The 25,204-nt window shown below is 74.1% G+C and carries 12 protein-coding genes; 3 read left to right on the plus strand and 9 right to left on the minus strand.

Annotated elements, in window-relative coordinates; translation table 11 throughout:
- Positions 1-46: 46 nt before the first annotated feature.
- The 6 genes from ACFY3I_RS16000 to ACFY3I_RS16025 all read right to left on the minus strand — a co-directional run bounded on the left by ACFY3I_RS16000 (position 47) and on the right by ACFY3I_RS16025 (position 17,916).
- Entirely contained in the window at positions 47-520 is a 474-nt protein-coding gene (locus ACFY3I_RS16000; RefSeq protein WP_390861057.1) for a 4'-phosphopantetheinyl transferase family protein, read from the minus strand.
- Positions 521-664: 144 nt separating this feature from the next.
- The gene (locus ACFY3I_RS16005; protein ID WP_390861058.1) at positions 665-1,210 is read right to left on the minus strand and encodes a GNAT family N-acetyltransferase; all 546 of its coding nucleotides are present in this window, start codon (positions 1,208-1,210) and stop codon (positions 665-667) included.
- Positions 1,207-2,499 (minus strand): MFS transporter, encoded by a 1,293-nt coding sequence (locus tag ACFY3I_RS16010; RefSeq protein WP_390861059.1) that lies wholly within the window; start codon positions 2,497-2,499, stop codon positions 1,207-1,209. The genes ACFY3I_RS16005 and ACFY3I_RS16010 overlap by 4 nt, the downstream gene beginning before the upstream one ends.
- A 3-nt stretch (positions 2,500-2,502) precedes the next feature.
- A complete protein-coding gene (locus tag ACFY3I_RS16015; RefSeq protein ID WP_390861060.1) occupies positions 2,503-16,002 on the minus strand; it encodes an amino acid adenylation domain-containing protein in 13,500 nt (4,499 codons plus the stop codon).
- Between the two features lie 515 nt (positions 16,003-16,517).
- Positions 16,518-16,883, minus strand: coding sequence for a phosphopantetheine-binding protein (locus ACFY3I_RS16020; RefSeq protein WP_390861061.1), 366 nt, complete (start codon positions 16,881-16,883; stop codon positions 16,518-16,520).
- Positions 16,884-17,433: 550 nt separating this feature from the next.
- A complete protein-coding gene (locus ACFY3I_RS16025) occupies positions 17,434-17,916 on the minus strand; it encodes a winged helix-turn-helix transcriptional regulator (protein WP_390861062.1) in 483 nt (160 codons plus the stop codon).
- A gap of 112 nt (positions 17,917-18,028) precedes the next feature.
- On the opposite strand from ACFY3I_RS16025, the gene ACFY3I_RS16030 reads away from it, so the two are divergent.
- Together ACFY3I_RS16030 and ACFY3I_RS16035 are read left to right on the plus strand one after the other, a co-directional pair.
- Positions 18,029-18,832 (plus strand): SDR family oxidoreductase, encoded by an 804-nt coding sequence (locus tag ACFY3I_RS16030; protein ID WP_390861063.1) that lies wholly within the window; start codon positions 18,029-18,031, stop codon positions 18,830-18,832.
- Between the two features lie 23 nt (positions 18,833-18,855).
- Positions 18,856-19,215, plus strand: coding sequence for a nuclear transport factor 2 family protein (locus tag ACFY3I_RS16035; protein ID WP_390861064.1), 360 nt, complete (start codon positions 18,856-18,858; stop codon positions 19,213-19,215).
- Between the two features lie 9 nt (positions 19,216-19,224).
- On the opposite strand, the gene ACFY3I_RS16040 is transcribed toward ACFY3I_RS16035, so the two are convergent.
- Entirely contained in the window at positions 19,225-20,289 is a 1,065-nt protein-coding gene (locus tag ACFY3I_RS16040) for an LLM class flavin-dependent oxidoreductase (protein ID WP_365291557.1), read from the minus strand.
- A gap of 199 nt (positions 20,290-20,488) precedes the next feature.
- Positions 20,489-23,149 (minus strand): ABC transporter substrate-binding protein, encoded by a 2,661-nt coding sequence (locus ACFY3I_RS16045; protein WP_390861065.1) that lies wholly within the window; start codon positions 23,147-23,149, stop codon positions 20,489-20,491.
- A gap of 234 nt (positions 23,150-23,383) precedes the next feature.
- Here ACFY3I_RS16045 and ACFY3I_RS16050 point away from each other — a divergent pair, with 234 nt between their 5' ends.
- Positions 23,384-24,385: a hypothetical protein gene (locus ACFY3I_RS16050; RefSeq protein ID WP_390861066.1), complete on the plus strand. Its 1,002-nt coding sequence runs from the start codon at positions 23,384-23,386 to the stop codon at positions 24,383-24,385.
- A gap of 40 nt (positions 24,386-24,425) precedes the next feature.
- Here the strand turns inward: ACFY3I_RS16050 and ACFY3I_RS16055 are convergent, their stop codons facing one another.
- Positions 24,426-25,142: a hypothetical protein gene (locus ACFY3I_RS16055; protein WP_390861067.1), complete on the minus strand. Its 717-nt coding sequence runs from the start codon at positions 25,140-25,142 to the stop codon at positions 24,426-24,428.
- Between the last annotated feature and the right edge of the window lie 62 nt (positions 25,143-25,204).

Here is a 25,204-nt window from a genome sequence, read left to right on the forward strand (position 1 = left end):
CCGGGGTGTCCCCGCCCCTCCGCCCATCCCCCCCTCAATTGGGTCGTCACCGCCGCCCCCCCCCCCCCCGCGGGCGGGGGGGGCGGGGGCGGGGCCCCCCCCCCCCCCCCCCCCCGGCCCGCTCGTCCGGGTGCAGCACCGGCAGGAACTCCCAGTCGCTCGCGCAGACGTTCTCCGCGGACTCGACGTCGGCCCCCACCGGCGCACCGGCCACGGCGCACAGCACCGCGCTCCCCGCGTGGGAGAGGGAGAAGTGCAGGGGCGGCCGGGCCGCCACCTCGGGCCTGCCGTGCGGCCCACCGCACAACGGGCACGCGGCGCGGTGCAGTTCCACCCGTTCCGGGGCGAGCCCGAGGTAGGCGCCGAGCACGAACCGGAGCCCGACGTGGGCGGTGGCGTAGAGCCGGCGGTCGGCGCCACGGGCGAGCGCGTCCCTGCGGCGGACCTCCTCGTCGCTGAGGACACCGCTCAGCCGGTCGGCCGCCGCCATCTCGGGGCCGGTCGCACTGAGCAGCCACACGGCTGCCTCGTCCTCGCGGGGCCGGGAGCGGGGGCGGGGGCCCGGGGGGCCGGCCGGGGCCGGGAGCCGATCGCGGTCGTATGGCACGGTGTTCACCTTTCGGGGAGGCGGCGGGGCCGGTCGGACGGCGGTGGGCCGGCGGGCTCAGAACTCCGGGCGGAAGCGGACACCGTCGTCCCAGGGCGCGAGTTTCTGGTAGCCGATCGCGTCCCGCCAGCGGCCGTTGACGTACACGTGCCGGTCCGACAGCCCGAGCCGGCGGAACCCGAGCCGCTCGAAGAGACGTTGGGAGGCGAGGTTGTCCGTGCGGACGAAGGCGCTCACCCGGTGCAGGCCGAGTTCCTCGTAGGTGATGCCGAGAACGGTGTCGAGGGCTCTGGTGGCCACCCCCTTGCCGAGGGCGCCGCGGTCCACCCAGAGGCCGACCTCGCCCCCCAGAACCCGCCCCATCGTGATGCGGTTGAGGTTCACCCGGCCCAGCAGGCGGTCGCCGTCGACGATGAGCCAGGCCAGCATCCGGCCGTTTCGGCACTCGCCCAGCGTCGCCTCGACGGCCGCCCGCTGCCCCTCGACGGTGTAGAACTCCTCGGGTTCGTCGGGCTCCCAGGCGCGCAGGTGCTCGCGGTTGGCCCGGTACAGGGCCGCCAGCGCCGGCGCGTCACCTGCCGTCAGCGGCCTGAGCCCGGTCACGCGTCCGCCCCGAGGGCCGCGGGGAAGTCACGCCGGCCGCGCAGGGGACCCGCGAGGAGCAGCAGCCCCGAGCAGAGCAGCACGCCGGCCATGGTCCACAGCGCCGCCCGGGTGCCGAGGGCCGCGCCCAGGAATCCGCCGAGGAGGGCGCCGAGCGGGATGGCACCGTAGTTGATCGTCGACGCGCTGGCCCTGATCCTGCCGAGCATCCGCCGGGGGCAGTAGCCCTGGAAGAAGCTGCCGGCCAGGACGTTCCCGGCGACCACGCCGGCGACCGCCAGACCCCACGCGGCGACGCTCAGCGCCAGCGGCACCCCGTCCAGGCCCGCGAGGGGGACGAGGAACATCAGCGGCGCGACCACCAGCATGCAGACCAGAAGTCCGCGGGCGGTGCCCAGCAGTCGCGCGACGCGCCCCGCGACCGCGGCCCCGGCCAGACCCCCGACGCTGACGACCGCGAAGACCATGCCGATCCCGGCGGGGGACAGCCCCACCGTGCGGACCAGGAAGACGGTCTGCACCGCCTGCACGCCGTTGAGGGCGAGATTGGCGAGCGCCCCGAAGCCGGCCAGGCTGCGCAGGTAGGGGTCGTGGACGACGAACCGGACGCCCTCGGTGATCTCCCTGACGACGGGCCGCCGTTCGGCCGGGGGCGGCGGTTGCTCGTCCGGGCGGACACCGGTCAGAAGCAGGGCCGACACCAGGTAGGTGACCGCGTCGAAGAGCAGCCCGGTGACCGCGCCGACCGCCTGGACGAGCAGTCCCGCCACACCGGGTCCCGCGACCTCCGCCGCCGACTCGCCGGCCCGGAGTTTCACGTTCGCCTCCAGCAGGTCCTCGGAGCGGACGAGGGAGGGCAGCACAGCCCCGTAGGCGGTGCTGAAGAACACCTTCACCGCGCCGGACAGCAGCGCCACCGCGACCAGTTGCCCGATGCCGAGGACCCCTGCCCAGTAGGCGAGCGGGACGCTTCCGAACAGGACGGCGAGCAGCAGGTCGCCGACGAGCATGACACCGCGGCGGGACCACCGGTCGACCCAGGCGCCGGCCGGCAGGCCGATGAACAGCCACGGCAGCCAGGCGGCGGCGGTCAGCACCCCCGTCATCACCGGGCTCGCACCGAGCACCACGACGGCGACGATGGCCAGCGACACGTTGCCCACGGCCGTGCCCAGTCCGCTGGTGGTCTCCCCGATCCACAGGTTCCGGAAGTCGCGGGAGGCCCACAGCCCCCAACGCGTGGACGGCGACGGTGCTGCCGTCACGTCGTCGATGACAGTCTGGCTCATGGTTCACGCTCCGAGGTGTTCGTTGATCACGGTGCCGATCGCGGCGATCGGCTCCCGGTCGGTCATGGCGCCGTGCGCGCAGTCCACGGCGTGGCCGGCGATCCGCCCGTCGACGTGGGGCAGCCAGGCGTCGGCGTACGGCCACTCGCGCGGCTTGTCCGCGGTGGCGCCGAAGAAGAGGGCGTCGCCGCGGAAGACCCCGGGGGTGTGCGTGCGCAGCAGCTGTTGGTGGGCCGCGAAGATGCCCGGCAGCCGGGTGGCGGCGTCGCCGAACATGGCGCTCAGTTCGCCGAGCCCGTCCGGGCCGGCCGGGTCGTGACCGAGCGACTCCAGCAGCGCGGCACGCAGTGCGGCGGGATCGTCGGTGTCGGTGTCGGTGTCGGTGTCGGCGTGGTCGCGGTCGTCGGCGTCGGCCGCAGGGGTGACGGGGTAGCCGTCCAGGAGGGCGAGGAAGGCCACCTCCTCGCCCTCGGCCTGGAGCCTGACGGCGATCTCGTGGGCCGTCACGGCACCGAACGACCAACCGAGCAGGTGGTAGGGGCCCGACGGCTGGACCGCCCTGATCTCCGCCAGGTAGTCGGCGGCCAACTCCGCGACACCGGAGGGGCCCTGAGCCCCGCTCAGGCCCCGTGACTGGAGGCCGTACAGGGGGCGGTCGGGGGAGAGGTGGCGGAGCAGCCCGGAGTAGACCCAGCTGACACCGGCCGCCGGGTGGAGGCAGAACAGCGGCGGCAGGCCGCCCCGGGTCCGCAGCGGCAGCATCACCGCGAGGGCGTCGGCGGACCCGCCGCCGTTCCCGGCGGCGATGTGCCGGGCGAGTTCGCCGATGGTGGGGTACTGGAACACGCTGCGGATGGTGAGTTCGGCGCCGAGGGTGGCGCGGACGCGGCTGATGAGCCGGCTGGCGAGCAGGGAGTGGCCGCCGAGGACGAAGAAGTCGTCGTCGGGCGAGACCTCGGGGAGACCGAGGACCTCGGCGGCCAGGTGGCACAGCACGGTTTCCTGCGGGGTGCCCGGGGCGCGGGAGGGCCGGTCGCCGGCGGCTGTGCCGGGTCGGGGGAGGGCCGCGCGATCGAGCTTCCCGTTGGGGTTCAACGGGAGCGCGGGGATCGGGACGACGACCGCCGGGAGCATGTACGGGGGCAGGAGGCCGGCGAGGTGCTTGCGGAGGGCGGTGCCGTCGGCGGCGGCCGGGCCGGCGGTGCCGGGGACGACGGCGTAGGCGACGAGCCGGACGTCCGGCTCCGAGCCGGTGCCGTCGCCGCGGTGGACGGTGTCGGCGAGTACGACCGCCTGGGCGACCTCGGGGTGGGCGGCGAGCGCGTTCTCGATCTCGCCGGGTTCGATGCGGTGACCGCGGATCTTGATCTGGTGGTCGGTGCGGCCGAGGTACTCGATGTCCCCGTCGGGGCGGCGCCGGGCGAGGTCACCGGTGCGGTACATGCGCTCGCCCGGGGCGAAGGGGGACGCGGTGAAGCGCTCCGCGGTGAGTGCCGGACGGCCGAGGTAGCCACGGGCCAGGCCCGCGCCGGCGATGTAGAGCTCGCCGGGTACGCCCGGCGGCACGGGGGTCAGGTGGTCGTCGAGGACGTGGACCCGGGTGTTCGCCAGCGGCCGCCCGATCGACGGCGTGCCGTCCGCCGGTGCCAGCGGCGCCGAGGTGGACCAGACCGTGGTCTCCGTGGGGCCGTAGAGGTTGACGGCCTCCGCGCCGGTGGCGCGCATCCGGGCCGCGAGCGCGGGCGGCAGGGCCTCGCCGCCGGTGAGCATCCGCAGGTGGCGGAAGTCCCCGGCGTGGTCGGTCAGCACCGACTGCCACAGGCTCGGTGTGGCCTCCAGGACCGTGACCCCCGTGCGCCGGACGAGCGCGGCGAGGGCGGCGGGGTCGCGCACCTCGTCGTCCTCCGCGACGACCACCGTGGCGCCGGTGATCAGCGGCAGGTAGATCTCGGGCACGGAGATGTCGAACGAGGGCGTCGCGACGGCCAGCATGCGGTCCCCGGCGGCGAGCGGGAAGCGTCCGGCCATCCAGTCCAGCAGGTTCGTCAGGCCGCCGTGGGTGACGACGACGCCCTTGGGCCGGCCGGTCGAACCGGACGTGTAGATGACGTAGGCGGCGTGCCGCCCGGAGACCGGTGTCAGGGTGGACCCGGTGCGGCTCCCGGTGTCCGGGGCGGCACCGTCGTCCACGACCAGCACCCGGGCTCCTGGGAGGGGCACGTCGACGTCCCGGCCGGTCACGGCCAGCCGCGGTGCGGCCTCGGCGACGATCGCCTCCAGACGGCGGCGGGGATGACCGGGATCCAGCGGGAGGTATGCGGCGCCGGTCCTGAGCACCGCGAGCGCGGCGGTCCAGAAGTCGGCCGAACGGGGCAGGGCGAGGGCGACGAGGGTCTCGGGTCCGGCGCCGGCCGCGGCCAGCCGGCGGGCGAGCCGGTCGGCGCGGGCGTCGAGTTCGGCGTAGGTCAGCTCCAGCCGGCCGTGCACGAGGGCCACGGCGTCCGGGGTGCGCCGCACCTGCGCGGCGAACAGGTCCGCGACGGTCGCGTCCGGAACCGGCCGGGTGGTGGCGTTGACCTCGTGCACCAGGCGGTGCCGCTCGTCGGGGCCGAGCAGGTCGAGGGTGCCCACCGGGAGGTCCGGCCGCGCGGCCGCCTCGCCCAGCAGCCGTACCAGCGCGGCCGCGAGCCGGCGGGCGGTCGCCTCGTCGAAGAGGTCGGCGGCGTACTCCAGATGACCGCCGATGCCGGCCGGAGCACCCTGGGCGTCGTGCGTCTCGCCGAGACCGAGCAGCAGGTCGAACTTGGCCGTCCCGCCGTCCTCGGTCGGTTCGAACGCGGCGTCGAGATGCGGGATGCCGGGCGTCGCGGCGGAGGTGTTGTTGACCGCCAGCATGACCTGGAACAGCGGGTGGCGGGTGAGCGAGCGCGGGGGGTTGAGCTCCTCCACGAGCTTCTCGAACGGCGTGTCCTGGTGCGCGTAGGCGGCGAGGTTGGCCGTCCGCACCCGGGCGAGCAGATCGGCGAAGGCGGGGCGGCCGCTCAGGTCGGTACGGAGGACGAGGGTGTTGGCGAAGTAGCCCGCCAGGTCGTCGAGGGAGTCGTCGAGGCGGCCGGCGACGGGTGTGCCGATCGGGATGTCGGTGCCGGCTCCGTGCCGGTGCAGGAGTGCCGCCAGCCCCGCCTGGAGGACCATGAACATCGTGACGCCGTGCTCGCGGGCCAGGCGGTGCAGCCCGCGATGGGTGGCCGCGTCGATGTCCACGGGGACGGTGGCGCCGCGATGGCTCGCCACCGCCGGGCGGCCGCGGTCGGTGGGCAGGACGAGTTCGTCGGGAAGGCCGGCGAGGGTGCGGCGCCAGAACTCCAGTTGCCGTCCGAGCAGGCTGTCGGGGTCGTCCTCGCGGCCGAGGACCTCCCGCTGCCACAGGGCGTAGTCCGCGTACTGCACGGGCAGCGCCGCCCAGTCGGGGGCGCGGCCCGCGACCCGGGCCCCGTACGCCGTTCCCAGGTCGCGCACCAGGGGCCGCAGCGACCAGCCGTCGCTGGCGATGTGGTGCATGACGAGGACGAGCAGTGCCTCGTCGACGCCGTCGGGCTCCCGGACCGTACCGGTGCCGGCGTTCCGGGGGAGCAGGTAGGCGTGCAGGGGGATGTCCGAGGCGAGGTCGAAGACGTGCCCGAGGACGTCCTTCACCCCGCGGTCGGTGACGGTCAGCAGCGGGCCGGGGACGTCGGCGAGGATCCGCTGGTAGGGGACGCCGTCGTGGGCACCGAAGACGGTGCGCAGCGACTCGTGGCGCCGCACCACGTCCCCGAGTGCCGCTTCGAGCGCGGCGACGTCGATCCGGCCGCGGAGCCGCAGGCCCAGCGACACGTTGTAGGTGGGGCTGGGCCCCTCCACCTGACCGATGAACCACAGCCGCTGCTGCGCGTACGAGACCGGTACGCGCTCGGGGCGGGCACGCGGCGCCAGGACGGGCCGGGCGGTACCGCCCGCCAGATGTCCGGCCAGCGCGGCCGGCGTCGGGTGCTGGAACAGGTCGCCGATGGTCGGCTCGCAGCCGAGGGCGGTGCGGACGCGGGTGACGAGCCGGGTGGCGAGCAGCGAGTGGCCGCCCAGCGCGAAGAAGTCGTCGTCCACCGTCACGGAGTCGGTCGCCAGCCCGAGGACCTCGGCGAACAGACCGCACAGGATCTGCTCCTGCGGGGTGCGCGCGGCCCGGCCGCCGGAGGCCTGCGCCGCCGGGGCGGGCAGCGCGCGGCGGTCCACCTTCCCGCTGCTGTTCAGCGGGAAGGCGTCGAGGACCACGAACGCGGCCGGCACCATGAAGCCCGGCAGCGAGGACGTCGCCAGCCGCCGCAGGTCGGCCGCGAGACCGGGCCGGTCGCCGGTGGCCGTGCAGTACGCGACGAGCTGCTTGCCGCCGGGGGTGTCCTCGCGGGCGACGACGACGGCGTGCTGCACGTCCGGGTGGCGGCCCAGGACGGTCTCGATCTCGCCGAGTTCGATGCGGAACCCGCGGATCTTGACCTGGTCGTCGGCGCGGCCGTGGAAGACCAGCTGGCCGTCGGCGCGCCAGCGGACGATGTCACCGGTGCGGTACATGCGCTCGCCGGCGGCGAACGGCGAGGCCACGAAACGTTCGGCGGTCAGCCCCGGCCGGGCCGCGTAGCCGCGGGCGAGGCCGGCTCCGGACAGGTACAGCTCGCCGCGGACCCCCGGCGCGACCGGGCGCAGCGCCTCGTCCAGGACGTGCAGCACGGTGTTGGCCGTGGGACGGCCGATGGGCGGCGCGTCGGCGGACTCCGGCAGCGGGTCGCTGAGCGTGGCGCAGACCGTGGACTCCGACGGTCCGTAGCCGTTGAACATGCGGCGGCCGGGCGCCCAGCGCGCGACCAGCTCCGGCGGCACGGCCTCGCCGACCACCATCAGCATCCGGACCGAGGGCAGGTCGCCGGCGTCCAGCACGGCCAGCGCGGCCGGCGGCACGATCAGGTGGGTCACCCCGAACCGGGCGACCGAGCGCACCAGTTCCGGTCCCACCGCGAGCCGTTCGGCCGGCAGCACCACCAGCGTGGAGCCGGTCAGAAGGGCGGACAGGGTCTCGGCCACCGAGCCGTCGAAGCTCGGCGAGGCGAGCTGGAGGAAGCGGACGTCCGGGCCGTACCCGATGCGTCCGGCGAACGTGTGGACGAGGCTGCCGACCCCCGTGTGCGGCACCAGCACGCCCTTGGGCCGGCCGGTGGAACCGGAGGTGTAGATGACGTACGCGATGTCCGAGGGGAAGAGCGGCGCCGTCCGGTCGGCGTCGGTGAGGTCGTGCCCCGGCCGGGCGGCCAGGGCCACCATCGTCGCCGGGTCGTCCAGCAGCAGCGTCGGTACGGCGGCGGCGCGCGTCCCGGGCAGCCGTACGGCGCTCTCGCCGAGCAGCAGGGCCGGCCCGGTGTTCGCCAGGACGTAGTCGATGCGGTCGGCCGGGTGCGCCGGGTCGAGCGGCAGGTACGCGGCCCCGGCCTTGAGGACGGCGAGCTGGGCCACGGTGTTGGCCAGCGAGCGCCGCAGGGCCAGCGCCACGGTGTGCCCGGGACCCGCGCCGCGGGCGGCCAGCTCCCGGGCGAGCCGGCTGGCGGCCGCGTCGACCTCCGCGTAGGTGTGCTCACCGTCCTCGTCGAGTACGGCGACACCGCCGGGGTCCCGGGCCACCTGGGCGGCGAACAGCTCGGGCACGGTGGCGACCAGGCCGGGCACGGCCGAACCGCTCCACCGGGGCAGCGCGTCCCGCTCCTCGGCGGACAGCAGGTCCAGCGCGCCCAGCGGGGTGCCGGGGGCGGCCGCGGCGAGGGTGAGCAGCCGCACCAGGCGCTCGGCCATGGCCCGCACGGTCTCCGCGTCGAAGAGGTCGGTGGCGAAGTCCACCGCGCAGTCGATCCCGGCGGGGGCACCGTCGGGCGCGTAGGACTCCTCCAGGATGAAGTTCAGGTCGAACCGGGTGGTGGCGGCCTTCACCGGTCGCGGGACCGCCGCCAGCCCGGTCAGCTCCAGGTCGGCGCGCTCGTTGTTCTGCAGGACGAGCATCACCTGGAACAGCGGGTGCCTGGCCTGGGAACGCGGCGGGTTCAGCTCCTCGACCAGGCGCTCGAACGGCAGGTCCTGATGGCTGTAGGCGGCCAGGTCCGTCTCCCGTACCCGTGCCAGGAGTTCACCGAAGGACGGGTCGCCGGAGGTGTCGGTGCGCAGGACCAGGGTGTTGACGAAGAACCCGACCAGATCGTCCAGCGCCTCGTCGGGACGGCCGGCCAGGACGGTGCCCAGCGGGATGTCGGAGCCGGCGCCGAGTCGGGTGAGCAGCGCGGCGACACCGGCCTGGAGCACCATGAACAGGGACACCCGGTGCTCGCGGGCGAGCGCGGCGAGCGCCGTGTGCAGACCGGCGTCGAGCGGCACGGCCACCCGGTCGCCCCGGTGCGCCGTCACCGCCGGGCGCGGCCGGTCGGCGGGCAGCGGCAGTTCCTCCGGCAGGTCGGCGAGGGCGGCCCGCCAGAACTCCAGCTGCCGTGTGAACAGGCTGTCCGGGTCGTCCTCGGCGCCGAGGGTCTCCCGCTGCCACAGCGTGTAGTCGGCGTACTGCACCGGCAGCGGCGCGAACACCGGGGCGGCGTCCGTGCACCGCGCGCTGTAGGCCTCGGCCAGGTCCCGGGAGAGCGGGCCCATCGACCAGCCGTCGCCGGCGATGTGGTGCATGACCAGCACCAGGAGGTGGTCCTCGGCACCGACCCGCAGCACCGTGGTGCGCAACGGCAGTTCGCGGGCGAGGTCGAAGGGGCGCCGCACCGCCGCGTCGGCCACCGCCTCGACCTCGTCGTCCGCGCAGTCCAGTACGTCCACGACGGGCCGTGCGTCCGCCGCGGGCAGCACCCGCTGCACGGGAGTCCCGTCCACCTCGGCGAAGACCGTGCGCAGGCTCTCGTGCCGGGCCACCACGTCGGACAGCGCCTCGGTGAGCGCGGCGACGTCCAGCCGGCCGCGCAGACGCAGTGCCATCGGCATGTTGTAGAGGGCGTTGCGTCCCTCCATCCGGTCGATGAGCCACAGCCGGCGCTGGCCGAAGGAGAGCGGGACCGCCTCCGGGCGGGGCCGGGCCACCGGTGCGGACCGGGCGGCCCCGGTACCGTCGGCGACGCGCCGGGCGAGTTCGGCGACGGTGGGGTTGCGGAAGACGTCCCGGACGGTGAGTTCGGCACCGAGGGTGGTGCGGATCCGGCTCAGCAGCCGGGTGGCCAGCAGCGAGTGACCGCCCAGGGCGAAGAAGTCGTCGTCCGGCGAGACCCGCGGGCGGCCCAGGACCTCCGCCGTCAGTCCGCACAGGATCGCCTCCTGCGGCGTCCGCGGACCGCGGGTGCCGGCGGGGGTGGCGGACTCCGGCCGCGGCAGCGCCCCGCGGTCCAGTTTCCCGTTCGGGGTCAGGGGCAGCTCCGGCAGCGGCACCACGACCGCCGGGACCATGTACGGCGGCAGCGCCTCCGCCAGGTGCTTGCGCAGCACGCCGCCGTCCACCGCCGGCCGGCCCTGCCCGTGGGGCACCACCGCGTACGCCAGCAGCCGCAGCTCCCCGGCGGACGCGGTGGCCGAGCCCGCGCCGTCGGCGACCACCACCGCCTGCGACACCAGCGGGTGCTGCGCCAGCACCGCCTCGATCTCACCGGGCTCGATCCGGTGGCCGCGCACCTTGATCTGGTGGTCGGTGCGGCCCAGGTACTCGACCTGCCCGTCGGTACGGCGCCGGGCCAGGTCGCCGGTGCGGTACATCCGCTCCCCGGGCGCGAACGGCGACGCCACGAAGCGTTCCGCGGTCAGCCCCGGACGGCCCAGATAGCCGCGGGCCATGCCCGCGCCCGCGATGTACAACTCGCCCGCGACGCCGGGCGCGACGGGTACGAGCCACTCGTCCAGCACGTACACCCGGGTGTTCGCCAGCGGGCCGCCGATCAGCGGCTCCGCGCTGTCGGCCAGGCGGGCGTGGAGCGCGTCCACGGTGTACTCGGTGGGGCCGTAGAGATTGTGCGCCGACGTGCCGGCGGTCTCCCGCAGGGCGATCCACAGGGCCTGCCCGGCCGCCTCGCCGCCGAGCAGCAGCAGGGGCATCCGGCGATGTTCCAGCAGCCCTTCCGCGAGGAGCTGTTCGGCGTAGGTGGGGGTGAGGTCCATGACGTCGATGCCCGCCTCGGCGACGTACCGGACGACACCGCCCACGTCACGGCGGTCCTCGTCGCCGAGCAGGTGCAGCTCGTGCCCGGCGACCATCCACAGGATGCCCTCCAGGGAGGTGTCGAACGACAGCGAAGCGGTGAGCGCGAACCTGAACCGCCGCCCGGGGTGGTCGTGTTCGGCCCCGCCGATGATCCGGTGCCGGTGGAAGGCGTAGAGGTTGGCCAGACCGCCCTGGGTGAGGACGGCTCCCTTGGGACGGCCGGTCGACCCGGAGGTGTAGATGACGTACGCGGCGTGGTCGGATGACGGGGCCGTGACGGGACGGCGGCCGTCGGCGGAGACGTCCGACGGACCGGCGTCGGCGTGGATCAGGGGGACGCCGGCGAGCGCGGCGGGCTCGGGCCAGTCCCGCGAGGTGATCGCGAGCGCCGGCCGGGCGTCGTCGATCATGTACGCGATCCGGTCGGCGGGGTACTCGGCGTCCAGCGGCAGGTAGGCGGCCCCGGTCCGCAGCACGGCGAGCATGCTCACCACGGACGTCGCCGACCGCGGCAGGGCCAGCGCGACGACCGTCTCGGGGCCGGCTCCGGCCTCCGTCAGACGGCCCGCCAACCGCCCGGCCTCGGCGTCGAGTTCGGCGAACGTGAGCCGGGTCGTGCCGTGCACGAGGGCGGTCGCGTCCGGGGTGCTCAGCGCCTGTGCCGCGAAGATCCCGGAGAGTGTGGCCGCGCCGGTGGGCAGTGCCGTGTCGTTCCATCCGTCGAGCATCCGCCGGTCGTCCGGCAGGGTGACGTCCATCGTGCCGACGGGCCGCTCGGGGGCCTGCGCCGCCTGGCGGAGCACCGCGACGAGTCCGGCCGCCAGCCGGTGCGCGGTCGGCGCGTCGAAGAGGTCGGTGGCGTACTCCAGGACCCCGTGCAGGCCGGCCGGCTCGTCGCCGTCGTGGTCCTCCTGGACGCTGACGGTGAGGTCGAACGTCGAGGCGGTGATGTCGGTGTGGTCGAAGGCGGCTTCCAGGTGCGGGAAGTCGAGGGTGGCCGCCCGGGTGTTGTTGACGGCCAGCATCACCTGGAACAGGGGGTGCCGGGCCAGTGAACGGGCCGGATTCAGCTCCTCCACCAGCTTCTCGAACGGCGTCTCCTGGTGCGCGTACGCGGCCAGGTTCGCCGCCCGGGTCCGCTCCAGCAGCTGCGCGAACGTCGGACGGCCCGTCAGGTCCGATCGCAGCACCAGCGTGTTCGCGAAGTACCCGGCCAGGTCCTCCAGGGAGTCGTCCAGTCGTCCCGCGATCGGCGTGCCGATCGGGATGTCCGTGCCCGCGCCGTGCCGGTGCAGCAGCGTCGCCAGCGCCGCCTGGAGGACCATGAACACCGTCACGCCGTGGTCCCGGGCCACCCGGACCAGGTCCCGGTGGACATCGGCGTCCACCTGCAGCGGAACCGTCGATCCCCGGTAACTCGCCACCGCCGGACGCACCCGGTCCACAGGCAGCGCCAGTTCGTCGGGCAGCCCTTCCAACGTCTCCCGCCAGAAATGCAACTGACGACTGATCAGACTCTGCGGATCGCCCTCCGCCCCGAGCAACTCCCGCTGCCACAGCGCGTAGTCGGCGTACTGCACCGGCAGAGGTGCCTGCTCGGGCGCGCGGCCCTCGACCCGTGCCCCGTAGGCCGCGCCCAGATCGCGCACCAGCGGGCCCAGCGACCACCCGTCACTCGCGATGTGGTGCATGACCAGGACGAGCACGGACTCCTGGGGCGCGGCTCCGTCCGCCTCCCGCGCCTCCCGCGCCTCCCGTCCGTCCCGCGGGATCAGGTAGGCGTGCAGCGGGACGTCCGCCGTCAGGTCGAAGACGTGCCCCACCACGTCGCGCACGTCGCGGTCGGTCACCGTGAGCAGCTTCCCGGGCACCTCGTCCAGGATCCGCTGGTACGGCGTCCCGTCGTGCTCCTCGAACACCGTGCGCAGCGACTCGTGCCGGCCCACCACGTCGTGCAGCGCCGCCTCCAGCGCCACCGTGTCGACCGCGCCGCGCAGCCGTACCGCGAGGGATACGTTGTACGTCGCGCTCGGGCCCTCCACCTGACCGATGAACCACAGCCGCTGCTGGGCGAACGAGACCGGTATCCGGGCCGGCCGCTCCCGCCGCGCCGGCGCCGGCCGCCCCCCGCCGTCCGTGAGCCGCTCCACCAGCGTCGCCACCGTCGGGGCCTGGAAGAGGTCGCTGATGGCGAGTTCGGCGCCCAGGGCGGCCCGGATCCGGCCGATCAGCCGGGTCGCGAGCAGCGAATGCCCGCCCAGCTCGAAGAAGTCGTCGTCGACGGTCACCGTGTCGGCGGCCAGGCCCAGCACGCCGGCGAACAGTCCGCACAGGAGCCGCTCGTGCGGTGTGCGCGGCGCGCGGCCGCCCGAGGGCACCACGAGGGGCGCCGGCAGCGCCCTGCGGTCGACCTTGCCGTTGGCCGTGGTGGGCATCCGCTCCAGGACCGTCACGGTCGGCACCATGTAGGCGGGCAGGCTCCGGGCGACGGACCGGGTGAGCCGCTCGGCCAGGCCGGACCGGTCACCGACGGCCGTGCAGTAGGCGACGAGTTGCTTGCCGCCGTGCCCGTCCTCCCGGGCCACCAGCACGACCTGGGCGACATCCTCGTGGCGGCCGAGGACGGCCTCGATCTCGCCGAGTTCGATCCGGAACCCGCGGATCTTCACCTGGTCGTCGCCCCGGCCCAGGAAGACGAGCCGGCCGTCGGCACGCCACCGGACGATGTCGCCGGTGCGGTACATCCGCTCACCCGCGGCGAACGGCGAGGCCACGAAACGTTCGGCGGTCAGGCCCGGCCGGCCCGCGTACCCCCGGGCCACACCCGTCCCGCCGACGTAGAGCTCGCCGCGGATCCCGGGCGCGACCGGCCGCAGACGGTCGTCGAGGACGTACACGCGCATGTCGTCCATCGGGGTGCCGATCGGCACGGAACCGGCCGTCAGGTCGGCGGCGGACACCGTGTGGGTGGTGACACCGGTGGTCACCTCGGTGGGGCCGTAGAGGTTGACCAGCCGCAGAGCGGGGTTGGCGTCGAGGACCCGGCGCATCGTGGAGGCCGCGGCGGCGTCACCCCCGGTGTGCACCGACCGGAGTCCCGCGAACGCCCCCGGGTCCTCCTCGGCGATCAGGTCGAACAGGCCCTTGGTGAGCCAGGCGTGCGTCACCCCGTGCCGGGTCACGGACTCCCGCAGCACGGCCGCGTCCACGACGCCCTCCGGGACGACCACCAGCGCGCCGCCGGCGAGCAGCGGTGCCCACAGTTCGTACGTCGAGGCGTCGAAGGCGTGCGGGGAGTGCAGCAGCATCCGGCCGGACGGACCCAGCCGCCAGCCCCGGTCGGTGGCGAGCGAGACCACGTCGGCGTGGCTGACGGCGACGCCCTTGGGCAGGCCGGTCGAGCCGGAGGTGTACATGATGTACGCGAGCTGTCCCGGCCGGATCCCGACCTCCGGAGCGGTGACTGGGCGGGCGCCGTCCGCCGCGTCCGGTGCGATCACGGACACGTGGGTGTCGGCGAGACCGGGGGCGGTGGCGTCGCGGTCGGTGATCAGGACCTTCGCACCGGCGTCGGCCAGCACCCAGGCCACCCGGTCCGGCGGCATGCTGTCGTGCAGCGGGAGGTAGGCGCCGCCCGCCTTGAGGACGGCGAGGGTGGCCACCACCAGCTCGGCGGACCTGCGCACGCGCAGCGCGACCGGGGTCTCCGGCGTCACGCCGAGGGCGAGCAGCCGGTGGGCGAGCTTGTCGGCGCGGGCGTCCAGTTCGGCGTAGCTGAGGTCCTCGATGCCGGTGCCGGTCACCGCCAGGGCGTCCGGACGCCGTGCCACCTGGGCGGCGAAGGCGCTGGTGACGGCCTCGGCCGGGCGGCTCGTGGCGGTGGCGTTCCAGCTGTCCAGCACGTCGGACCGCTCGTCGGCGGACAGCAGTTCGTACGCGCTGATCGGCCGGTCCGGGTCGGCCGCGGCGGCCTCGAGCAGGCGCACCAGCCGGGACGTCATCGAGGCGACCGTCGCGGCGTCGAAGAGGTCGGTGCTGTACTCGACCGCGCCGAGGATGCCGGCCGGCTCGCCGTCGCCGCCGAAGGTCTCCGTCATGCCGATGTTGAGGTCGAACTTCGCGACCCGCAGTCCGAGCGGTTCCGGGACGGCGCGCACGCCGGGCAGTTCCAGGGAGCCGGCCTCGTTGTTCTGGAGGGTGAGCATCACCTGGAACAGCGGGTGCCGGGAACGGGACCTGGCCGGGCTCAGCTCCTGCACGAGCCGCTCGAACGGGACGTCCTGGTGGTCGTGGGCGTCCAACTGCACGACGCGGGCCTGCCGCAGCACGTCACGGAAGGTCGGATCACCGGAGGTGTCGGTGCGCAGGACCAGGGTGTTGACGAAGAATCCGACGAGGTCCTCCAGGGCCTCGTCCGACCGGCCGGACAGCGCGGTGCCCAGGGGGATGTCCGTGCCCGCGCCCAGCCGGGTGAAGAGCGCGGCCCAGCCGGCCTGGAGGACCGCGAACACGGTGGCCCGGTGCTCGTGGGCCAGGCCGGTCAGCGCCCGGTGGGCCGCGGCCGGCACCTCGAAGCGGAGGCCCTCCGCGCCGCCGCCCGTCACGGCGGGCCGCGGCCGGTCGGCCGGCAGGTCGAGCTCCTCCGGAACGCCCTCCAGCGCGGTACGCCAGTACCCGAGCTGTCGGGACACCAGGCTGCCGGGATCCTCCTCGCTGCCCAGCAGTTCACGCTGCCAGGCCGCGTAGTCGGTGTACTGCACGGGCAGCGGCCGCCAGCCGGGCGCCCGGCCCGCGGCGCGTGCGCCGTAGGCGGCCGCGAGGTCGCGCAGGAAGACGCCCTGCGACCAGCCGTCGGCCGCTATGTGGTGCAGGACCACCAGCAGGACGTGCTCGTCGGCGCCGAGGGAGAAGACCGTGACCCGGATGGGCAGGTCGCGGGAGAGGTCGAAGGCGAACCCGGCGGCCGCGTCGCGGAGCGCGGGATACGCCTCCGGTGTGCAGTCGACGGCGTCGAAGGCCACCTCGGCGTCCGCCGTCGGCACCACCTGCTGCACCGGCACGCCGTCGACCGTGTGGAAGACGGTGCGCAGCGCCTCGTGCCGGGCCGTCACGTCCGCGACGGCCGTACGCAGCGCGGCCAGATCCACGTCACCCGTCAGACGGAGGGCGAACGGCAGGTTGTAGAGCGCGCTCGGTCCGTCGATCTGCTGGATCAGCCAGAGGCGCTGCTGCCCAAACGAAGCCGGGTTCATGGTCTCTTCCTTTACGTCGGGTCCACGGGGGACGCGGTGTGCGGTGGCGCGGAGGGCGGCCCCGCACACGGCCGGGGGCCGTTCGGGCGGCGGTCCACGAGGTGGGCGGGACCGCCGGGTGCGGTGTCCGAGGTCGGCGGGGAGCGTCTCCGCGTGGCCGGCGACGCCGGGGAGCGGCGGGGCGGACGCGGTCCACGCGGCCGTGTACTCCTTGCGGATTCGACGGGATGAAGCCGGCGAAAGCGCCTTTCCGGGAGGGTGGTTCGCTTCGAAGATAGAAAGGAGCGGAACCGCGCGGCGGCAGAACGTCAGGCAGGAGAGCGGTACTTCCGGCCCGCTGCCGCCGGGCAGGCCGGCGCCGCCGCCGGAACGGCACCGGCGACGGGAATCAGGCGGGGTCGGGGCCGGGTTCGGGGCCGGGGCGAGGGCGCATTTCCGGCGGGACACGGGTATGGGTGGCCGGGCCGTCGCCGGGTCCGCACCGCGGCGACGTGCGAGGCGTTCGTGCCGGGTGCCTATCGCGCGCTATGGGCGCGCCGGGGCAGCAGCGGCGGCCGCGGAGCGATCGGACCGGCGTCCATGGCAAGGCGCACCGACTCGGTGAACTCGGCCAGGTCGCGTGCGTCCAGCAGATGGCGCAGCTGGATGTCGACGCCCAGGGTGCGGCGCAGCGTCCGGACGATCCGCGCGGCCGGTCCCGAGTGGCAGCTCAGCTGCAGGAAGTCGTCCGCCGGGCGCACGTCGCGCAGGCCCAGCACATTGCGCCACACCTCGGTGATCTGGTCGAGCAGCAGCGGTTCGGGGGAGACCGGGACGGTGGCCGGGTCGTCGCCGCTGCTGTCCCGCTCGGCGATGTCGAGGGAGCCGTGGTCGTCGTTCATCGGGGTACTCCATTCATGGCGCGGAAGGCGAAGGAGCCGCGGCGTGGGGGAGCCGAGCGGGTACCGCCCGTTCGCGGTCGCCGGTGGCCACCGACGCGATGCCGGCCACGGTTCGGCCTCCGGGAGAGAGGGTGCCGACGCGGTACGGACGAAAAGCTATGGCCCGCCGTGGCCCGCGGGCGGCAGCGCGACGGGAAGATCAGCGGCAGTTCGCGGCCTCCCGGCCACGCGCGCCGGGCCGGGCTTCCGGCCGGGTCTTCCCGGGGGCACGCTGCTCAAGGACACCGACCAGCCCGCTCGCGGGGCCATGTGCGCCTGGACCTGGCACGCCGGGGCGCCCGGGGCGGTCTGTGCCGTGGGGAACGCCGTTCGTGGACGTCCGTCGAGACGGTGCCGCCGGGGTCCCCGCGCGCACCGCAGCACCTCGGCGCCCCCGCTACGAACCCGGCCCGGGGACAGCCGCGGACAGGCGGACGCGGATCGTCGAGGAGTGCTGCGAGCGGCTGCCGTTCCCGGCCCGCGACCGCCGTGACGGGCGCGGGCCGCCGTCTCAGGGCGTGTAGCGGGCGCGCATGACGTCGCTCGCGGCGGGGCCGGCGGTGAAGACGTACGAGTGGCTGTCGTCGAGGCGGCGGCCGGTCTTCGCGTCGACGACCACGGGTTCGACCTCCTGGCCGCTGTCCGCGTCGACCAGGATCATGCTCCGCTCCTCGGGCGCCAGGCGCGCGTTCCCCCAGGCGGCGAGCGCGACGATCACCGGACGCAGGGAGCGGCCCAGGTCGGTCAGGACGTACTCGTGACGGACCGGGTTGGTCTGGTACGGGCGGCGTTCCAGCAGGCCGTCGGCGACGAGCCGCTTCAGGCGGGCGGTGAGCATGCTGGTCGAGATGCCGAGGTTCTCCTGGAACTGGTCGAAGCGCGTGTACCCGTCGAAGGCGTCGTGGAGGAGAAGGAGCGTCCACCACTCACCGACGTGCTGCGCGGTCGTGGACAGCGGGCATTCGAGGTCCTCTGCCCTGATGCGGCTTGTCACGGTTGACCACTCCCCGAGAGTTACTGCTAAAGTCGAAGTTACTAGCTTCTATTTTAGCAGTAACAAAGGGTGCGCGGCTTCCCTGTGCCCGCGCCCGGGAACGGAACTCATCATGACCACCCCCGCCACAGCGGTCGGCGCCGTCAGCGAATCACTGGAGGGCAGGCGCGCCCTGGTCACCGGCGGCACCAGAGGAGTCGGCGCGGCCGTCGCCCGGCGCCTCGCCCAGGCCGGCGCCACCGTCCTCGTGACCGCGCGCAGCAGACCTGAGGAGACCGACGCCCACGGCATCATCACCGCCGACCTGGCCACCCCGGAGGGGGCCGCCACCGTGGTCGAGGAGGCTCGGCGCCGGCTCGGCGGCATCGACATCCTGGTCAACAACCTCGGCGGCTCGGACGCGGCCTCGGGCGGCTTCGCGGCCCTCGGCGACGACGACTGGGCCCGGGAGCTGAACATCAACCTGCTGGCCGCCGTCCGCCTGGACCGGGGGCTGCTGCCCGCGATGATCGAGGCCGGGCGCGGTGTCGTCATCCACGTCTCCTCCATCCAGCGGCGCATGCCCCTGTGGAACGGCACCCTCGCCTACGCCGCCGCCAAGTCCGCCCTGACGACCTACAGCAAGGGACTGGCCAACGAGGTCGCCCCGTACGGCGTCCGGGTCAACACGGTCGCCCCCGGCTTCGTCCGGACCACCGCCGCCGACCGCCTGGTCGCCCGTATCGCCGAGAACGCCGGAACCACCCGGGAGGCGGCGCTGCAGCAGCTCATGGACTCCCTCGGCGGCATCCCGCTGGGCCGCCCCAACCGACCCGAGGAGGTCGCCGAACTCGTCGCCTTCCTCGCCTCCGACCGCGCCTCCGCCATCGTCGGCGCCGAGCACGTCATCGACGGCGGCACCGTCCCCACCGTATGAACCCGCGACCCGAGGAAGCCGACATGCCCACCGGACAGCCCCAGCACATCGCCCCCGAAACCCTCCCCGAGGTCGTCACGCGCTACCTCGACGCCCACCGCGTCCGCGACACCCCCGGCGCGCTCGCCGCCTTCCACCCCGACGCCACCGTCACCGACGACGGCAGGACCTACCGGGGAGCGGCGGCGATCGAGAGCTGGCTGACGCGCGCCGCCGGTGAGTACACCTACACGAGCGAACTCACCGCGGCGCTGAAGGCGGACCAGGACCACTACGTGGCCACCCACCACCTGGAAGGCGACTTCCCGGGCGGGGTGGTGGACCTGCACTACCGCTTCGCCCTGCGTGACGGCCGCATCGAGACCCTGGTCATCGACTCCTGACCGGGGGCCTCAGGGTCCGGTCAGTTCCCGGACCAGCGGAGCGACCTCGGTGCCGAAGAGCGTGATGTTGGTCAACAGCGTCTCGTGGGGGAGCCCGTTCATCCCGTACTTCAGGTCGAAGCGGCTGGCGCCCAGGTCGCCGAGGGTGTGGACGATCTTGTGTGCCACCGTCGTCGGCGATCCGACGAACAGCGCGCCACCGGGGCCGACGTCCCGCATGAAATCGTCGAACGTCGGTGGCCGGAAGCCCCGTTGCCGGGCGACCTTGCGGATGGCGGCCTCGTAGTGCGGCCAGAACTCGTCGACCGCCTGGTCGTCGGTCGCGGCGACATGGCCGGGGCTGTGCACGCCGATGGGCAGGTCCGGGTGGCCGTACTGCTCCAGGGCCTGGCGGAAGAGCTGTCCGAAGGGAGCGAAACGCGCCGTGGGTCCACCGATGATGGCGAGCATCAGCGGGAAGCCGTGGCGCGCCGCCCGTACGACGGACTGCGGGTTGCCGCCGACGCCGATCCAGGTCGGGATCGCGCCTGACTCGCTGCGCGGGTACACCTGTTGCCCGTCGAGGGCGGGCCGGGTGCTGCCCGACCAGGTGACCGGTCCCTCCTTGCGGAGTTCGGCGAAGAGGGCGACCTTCTCCTCGAAGAGCAGGTCGTAGTCCGCGAGGTCGTACCCGAAGAGGGGGAAGGACTCGGTGCTGGAGCCCCTGCCGAGGATCAGCTCGGCCCGTCCGGCGGAGACGGCGTCGAGGGTGGCGTAGCGCTGGTAGACCCGGACGGGGTCGTCGGAGCTGAGGACGGTGACGCCGGAGCCGAGCCGTATCCGGGAGGTGCGTGCGGCGATGGCGGCGAGGACCACGTCCGCCGCGGACAGGGGCATCCAGTCGGTGTGATGTTCCCCGATGGCGAAGTGGTCGAGTCCCACCTCGTCGGCGAGGACGCCCTCGGCCACGAGATTGCGCAGTGACGCGCCGTGCGGGAGCGGGTGACCCTCGGCGTCCTGGGACACGTCCCCGAACGTGTCCAGGCCGAGGGTGACCGGGTGCGCGGTCGCGGGGGAGGAGGCTGGGTCGGTCATGTTCCGGTTTCTCGGGTGCGGAGACGGCGGAAACCGGCTCGGCTCCCGCGATTGCTTGACGCGGCAAGTGAAAGGGAAAATTGATTGACGTGTCAAGTAGATGCGGTGTGAGGCATGTCCCCCCGGAGCCGGAGCCGGAGCCGGAGCCGGAGCCGGAGCCGGAGCCGGAGCCGGAGCCGGAGCCGCAGCCCGAGCCGGATCAGTCCGTCGGCGTTCCCGTGCCCTCGCGGGGGCAGGGGAAGGTGTCCGGCGCCGTACCCCACCGCACCCGGTTCTCCCGGTCGGGCAGTATGCCGCAGCTGAGCAGCGTGGCGGCGGCGCCGCCCGGTTGGGTGATCTCGCGGATGAACACGGCCTTGTCGGGCGGGTACTTGTTCTTGCCGTCCAGTCGCAGCACGCCGGAGGCGCCGGGGTACTGGGAGACCCCGTGGGCGGTGAGCCACAGGTAGATGTCGTTGGGCCGGACGTCCCTGGAGGCGGGCAGCAGGTTCTCGATGACCTTGGAGACGATGCCGACGGTGTCGAAGCCGCCGGCCGCGTCGGCGTCGGCGCTCAGGTGTCCGAAGACGGCCGAGAAGTCCTGGGTGAACTGGGCATAGGGGTCCCGGGGGTCCGACGTGGGGGCGTTCGCCGTCTCGTAGAACAGCGTCATGTACGGATAGGCCAGTGCCGTCCGGGCCGGATGGAGGTGGAAGCCGATGGGCGCGCTCTCGGCGATGAGCGGGATGGTCGTCCCCGCGGGCGGCTGGCACTGGCCGCCCGCGCCCTGCATGGCGTTGAGGAGGCTGGGCAGCACCCCCGACCGCGCGAGATAGACGACGATGCCGTGGCCGGCCGAGACCTTGTTGCACACGTCGGTGGCGATGCTGTCGGGCGTGGTGGCTCCCGGCTTCTCGCTGTAGGTGACCTCGTCGATGCCGCCGTAGGGCCGGTAGGCGCGCAGGAACACGTTCCGCAGGTCCCTGCTGAAGGAGGCGTCGGTCGGGTCGTAGACGACGACCGCGTGGGGCCGGCCGCTGGTGAGGCGGTGGACGTCGGGGGAGTGGCGGACGAAGTCGGCGAAGACGGGACCCAGCCGGGTGTTGGGCGCCGAGATCTGGAAGTAGCGCTGCGGCGAGTCCGGGCCCACCATGACGCTGCCGGACACGCCGTTCGCGACGACCGGGATCCCCGCCTGGTCGAGTTCCTGGACCGCCCGCAACGACTCGCGACGGCTCTGCGTGATGCCGATGACCGCCGCGATGTGATCCGCGTGTTGCCGGTCGATGATCATCCGGGCCACGTCCGGGTCCTTCGCCGCCGCGCTCCCGCGCCCGCCGTAGCGGAAGTACTGGCCGGTGTTGGCGATGAGCAGGCGGACGGGCATCTTGTTCTGCCGGACACCCGCGTTGAGCCGGTGCTGCTGGGCGATCGCGCCGCGCAGGATCTGCAGACCGGTCGGAGGGTCGTCGTACACCCCCTTCTGCAGGCTCAGGGGCGCGAGGAAGACCAGGGTGCGGTACCGCCCGTCGGGGATCCTGGCGTTCTCCTCGGCGACCTGGCGCTCCAGGTCCCGCAGTTCCCGCCCGGGGGCTCCGGGCACGGCCAGATCGCACTGCGCGCCGTCGGTGACGCCCACGCGTTCCCCGGTGCGGACCGTGACGCAGGAGGCCGGTTCGGGGCGCGCGGTCCCCGGCCAGAGGGACACCGGGGCCAGGCAGAAGGCGGCGGTCGCCAGGGCCAGGACCGGCAGCACCGAAGGCCGCACCCAGTCGAGGGGGCGGTCCCCGCGGACCGTGAGGCCGGCGCCCTGCTCGATCTTGTTCCTCGCCGTGCCCTCCGAGTCGTCCTCGGCCGGCAGCATGACGAGGCGCACGGGCTCGGCGCTGTCCTCGCTGAGGACGGCGAACACCTTGTCGGCGATGCCGTTCGGCCGGACCGGGTCGCCGCCGAGCGGGACGGCGTAGTCCGGGGGCCGGCCCGCGCAGCCGGCCAGGACGAGCAGGGGGCGCGAGGGGTGGTCGCCGGCCAGTTCGGCGAACGTGCCGAGCAGTGCCCGGCCGGGTCCGTCGGCCGCGTCGATCTCCGGGACGAGCAGGACGAAGGACCACTGCCGCCGGTACCGCAGGTGGCTCAGCCGGGACCGGCGCCTGGTCGCGGTGCGCAGATCGCGAAGGAGGGCCCGCAGCAGGATCCGCCGCACCCGCGGGTCCTCGCGGTCGAGTTCGCCGTCCCGGCAGAAGGAGAGCGCGGCGTCCAGGAAGTTGGCGGTACGGCACTCGTCGGCCACCCATCGCAGACCCCGGTGCCGCAGGAACCAGCGGTAGCACAGCTTGGGAACGGCGACGGCCGCCGCGGCGACGAGTCCCTGCAGCCAGCCGGTCAGAACGTGCTGTCCCAGGAAGTCCGCCAGGTGCGCGCCGGCGCGCAACGTCCTTCGCCGTTTCAGGAGTTCCGCGTACAGGGCGTCGACGACGGGCTGCTGCTGGGAGCGGAGGTCGCCCGTACCGCGCTCCGACTCCAGCACCGCCCGGCAGGTGTGGAACGCCCGCAGCCGCAGGTGCCCCGAGTCCATGGTGAGCTGGAACCGCAGGGCCACCCGGTCGATCGCCGCCAGGAATCCGCCGGTCAGCTCCGCGTCGTCGACGACCGCGTGCGGCACCTGGCCGCGGCCGTGACCGCGGCCCAGCCGGTGCTCGTACTCCCGCAGGACGTAGGCGGGCCATCGCGGGTCGCCGCCGTCCTGTCTGCCGAGCACCAGAGCGGGCACCCTCTCGGAACCGGACCTCCTGACGGCGAACGTGTCGATCTGGCGTATCAGGCGGTCCGACCACCTGGGGTAGGCCGGTGTCGGGTCCATGGGCGCGGGAGAGTTGGGCACGCGGGCCTCCCGGGAGAAGTAGGGAGGTCAACATTCCCCGAGCACCCGGCCAGTCAGGGGTTCGTCTTCGCCAGTGCCCCTTACTGCCTGGTTCGGATCATTTCGGCGTCGACGGGTGGCAACGCCGTGCCGCGGCGGTTCCGCGCTTTGACGGCGTCACCTCACATGTTGTCCGGGCTCCGGGCCGGGCCCTCGGTTCCGGCCGGCCCGGGGCGCACCGGTACGGTTCGTCACGTGGACGCTGATGCGGAGCCGGGCGCGGACCGATGGGAGACGCGGCACCGGGAGGTGTACGGGTGCGGTGCCTGGGAGCGGGCCTGTCGGCAGGGCGGTCTGATGGTCGCCTGGTACCAGGAGCAGGATCTCCGCTTCGGCGCACCGGCTGCCGGGCTGTTCGCCTCCGATCCCGGGCCGCGCGTGAAGTGGCCCTGGGGAAGCGGTCCGCACACCCTCGGTCTGCTGCTGTGGCGGACGGCGTACGACGACGGGGTCCTCGTCGACGAGGTTGCCCTGGCCGACGTGGTGCGCCACTGCGAGCCCGGAGCCGCTCCGGTGGCGGCGGGCCCGATGCCCGCCGCGGCCCGCACCGGCGGGATCGCCGTGGGCAGCGCCGAAGCGGTGGCCAGGGCCGGACGGGTGCTGCACGCCCACCTCACACCCGATCGACCCCGTGCCGACCGTGGTAGCGCGCGGGCGACGGTCGGCTACCGCGTCCGGGAAATCCTCGCGACACCCGACTGGGATCGCGGTGACTGGCCGGAGGTGATCGCGCGGGCCCGGCAGGCGATGCGGCGGGCCGACGACCTCCGGGAGCAGGGGACCTGGCGGCTCGACGGCCGGGAACGGTCCCTGTGCGGACGGCTGTCCCTGGACCGGGAACCGGCCCGCGGCACCGGCGCGCCGGGTGGTGACGCTCCGGAGTGGCTGACGCGGGCCACGCACCTGGTCGGCCTCGGCGACGTCCTGGCGACGGCGGCCGACGCGTTGCCGGGCGAGGACGGAGGGGGACGGGGACCGCTGGCGCAGGTCCTGGAGGCCACGGCCCTCGCCTGCTCCGGACTGCGCGACAGCACCGAGGAGGTACGGGTCCTGTGGGCGGCCGAGCCGCACGGGCCGCGGGACCCGGCCGACTGGGAGCGGTCGCACGTACCGGACGCGCTGCGGGTCCGGACCGAGGAGACGCGGGACCTGGTACGGACGCTCTCCGCCTTCCTGTGGGTGCTGGCCTGCGCCTGACCGGCCGACCCTTCCGGTCGCAGCACCGGGCGGGACCGGATCAGATGAAGTCGCCCCGCCGCTCGACGGGGTTGACGGCGTCGCGGCGCTGCTGGGCCGCGCGGGCGTCCCGCATCGCCGCCATCTCCCGCAGGTGTGCCTGGCTCTGCAGGGTCATCATCGAGCCCAGCGGGTGGCGGCCGGTCATGGGGTTGTCCACGCAGGCCCGGTAGAGGTCGGCGGCGCGTTCGGTGTCCTGGTAGAGGGTGCGGTAGAGCTCGGCGGCCCGGTACTGGGCGTAGGGGTGGTCCCGCTCGGCGGCCGCCAGGAAGTACTCCAGGGCGTGCTGCGCGGGGGCCTGTGTCAGGGGCAGCAGCCGCTCCAGGTACAGCTCGCCCAGGGCCAGCATGGATTCGGGCTCACCCAGCCGGGCCGCGGCCCGGTAGTGGCGGGCCGCTTCGTCGAGCGACTGGGCGATACCCGCCTCGGGGCAGCCCCGTTGGTAGAGGGAGGCGAGGTAGTGGGCCGCGCGCGGCGAGCCGGTGCTCCGCCGCAGCAGCGGCACCGCGATCGCGTACTGTCCCTGCAGGTAGGCGATGTGCCCGAGGAGTTCGACGGCGGCCTCGTGGCCGGCGGAGGCGGCCGTCTCCAGGAAGTAGGGGGCCGCGGCGCGGTGTTGCCCGCTGTTCCAGCAGTGCAGACCGATCCGGTAGTGGTCCTCGGCGCTGGTCGGCTCACGGCCGTCCACGGTGAAGTCGGTTCCCTGCCAGTGCGCCACGCTGCCGCCCCCTCGCCCCGGCCCGCCCTGGCGGGCGCCCTTGGACCATTCTGCCTCAGACG

This window comes from Streptomyces sp. NPDC001068 (assembly GCF_042897315.1).
Lineage (GTDB): Bacteria > Actinomycetota > Actinomycetes > Streptomycetales > Streptomycetaceae > Streptomyces.